Origin of the sequence: Lentilactobacillus parafarraginis DSM 18390 = JCM 14109 (genome assembly GCF_001435895.1) — a bacterium.
Classification (GTDB): Bacteria; Bacillota; Bacilli; order Lactobacillales; family Lactobacillaceae; genus Lentilactobacillus; species Lentilactobacillus parafarraginis.
Genome location: NZ_AZFZ01000140.1, coordinates 1 through 2145, shown reverse-complemented (window position 1 = coordinate 2145; position 2145 = coordinate 1). Strand labels below are relative to the sequence as shown.

The 2145-nt window shown below is 32.6% G+C and carries 1 protein-coding gene; it reads right to left on the bottom strand.

Annotated elements, in window-relative coordinates:
- Positions 1-30: 30 nt before the first annotated feature.
- Positions 31-2031, bottom strand: a complete 2001-nt coding sequence (locus FD47_RS14265; RefSeq protein ID WP_054736676.1) for a site-specific DNA-methyltransferase — start codon at positions 2029-2031, stop codon at positions 31-33.
- Positions 2032-2145: the final 114 nt, after the last annotated feature.

Sequence of the window (2145 nt, the reverse complement as noted above, 5' to 3'; positions counted from 1 at the left end):
AACCTACATTTTTAAACTGCCCTTGACAGTTTAGTCCCTCTTTCCATAGAAGCTTTGATTAAATTGATAATCCTTATCGGAAATCAGGTCACGAACATCGGCATCATCGATATTATTGAAGTTGTAATAAAGTTGATTCTTATCCAATAATTTAACTAATAACTGCTTTTGTTCTTCAAAAGGCAAAGCTTTACGTTCTGCATCATTTTCATATTTATCAAGATCCACTCGAAAGTCGAAATCTGCTCCCACTTTCATGCGTTTATATACATCATCTAATTCATTTATATCTTTAGCCGCTAGTAGATCTTTTAGGTAGCCTTGATTCTTTTCCATCAACTCTGCATAAACAAAGGAGCCGCCACCTTGCCAGTCAACATCTTTAGAAATGCCAGTTTGGTCTCCCTGAATAACATTATTCAATCTTTTGACCATCTTTTTTATTTGTTCATCAATTTGTTCAACTGCAATAAACTTCCGCCGCATTTTTGTTGAAACAGCAGCTGTTGATCCGCTTCCCGAAAAAAAGTCTAGGATATAATCATTTTCTTTACTAAAAATTTTTATAATTTCTTCTAACAACTGTTCAGGCTTTTTCCCGTTTCTAAGACCAACACCACCTTCTAATCTGTCATTTCCAAATGCACCAGCCATATCAATAAAACCTGGTATAGGTTTTTTCTTACTGGTGATCTTACCACTCAAGACATCAAGGGGGACTCCTTGATAGTATTTTCCCTTAGTAGCACCCTGTTTTTTAGGACCTGTAAAGAATCTGAATTCATTATCATCATTTCCAATTCCGTAAACTTTATATACTATTCCATAACCGTCAGTTTTATAGCGTCCATTTAAATAATCTCTAAAGAACCTTCCCGAAGAATTACCATTTAAAATTGTTCCTGTTGCCCATATTTCTTTGAGGCCAGTAGAACTGCCCTCTATTTTACGAATTCTCGTTTGATCACTTTTGAATATTTCAACACGTTTCCCACCGAGTATTACAGTGTTCATTGGCGGGCCTACCGTGCTAATCTTAAAATTAAATTTCGAATAGTCGTATTGTTCTTCCTGCTTATTTGGATGGACTTTAACTTGACTATTGTTCTTATAAAAATGTATCTGTTCTACTTGTTTATGGTAATCCATGTCGGATTTTAACGTCTTGTCAGCATATCGAACTAATACATATTGAGTAAATAATTCGTTGTCTTTTCCAAAAACAGAGTCCATTAGCACCTTTAAATATGGCCCCTCTGAATCGTCCAACTGTATAGCGATAACCCCATCATCGGATAATAGTTGATGTGCTATTTCTAATCTATTTTTCATGAAAGTTAGCCATGATGATTGATTAAATTTGTCATTATATAAAAATGAATCTGATCCTGTATTATATGGTGGATCTAAATAAATCAACTTGATCTTACTTGCATAAAGCTTCTTCAAACTATACAGAACAATCAAATTATTCCCCTTAATAATTAAATTATCTTGATCAGAATAACTAGATGCGTTATGTTCACCGTTTTGATCATACTTTTTAGCATTAACAAATATTTTAGGCTCTAATAGCTCATCAATTTCAGGTTTAGCAATGATTTCGTTTAAAAATGGTTCATCAGCAGATTCATCTTTATCCAGATCTTCTTTAGTCATACCAGCTTTTAAAACAGTATCTTTAAAGGGAAAATCCAAAACAACATCAGCAGATTCATCAATAAATTTTCCATTAGCTGTTAAACCAATTTTATTTGTATATTTGGTGTAACTGTTTTCCCAAAATTCTTTATATTCAAACATTTCAATAAATTGATTGAGTCTAAATACTTCAGTGTCAGCAATTTTTTCTACATAATTTTTATGTATTAAAGGATCTTTAAATAGCTTTGTCATCAATTCACGGTCAAATTTATCCAAGTCATTAATTACATTATTTCGTTTCAGAGAACCCTTACTAGTTAAATACTTGTTTCCAAACTCTCCTAAAATACTTTTGACTTGAGACATTATCTTAGGTTCTATTTCCATTCTTAATCCACCCTTTAATTTTTACCAAAAATGCCACCAACTCTTATTGGGTTTATTTTTATGCATTCTTTTTTGTTTTTCACTATTCGACAAGGCATCGTCCTTGTCGTTTGA

Bases quoted from the DNA above. Each gene is read 5' to 3' on its own strand.
- FD47_RS14265 (WP_054736676.1), bottom strand. From the start codon at position 2,031: ATGGAAATAGAACCTAAGATAATGTCTCAAGTCAAAAGTATTTTAGGA.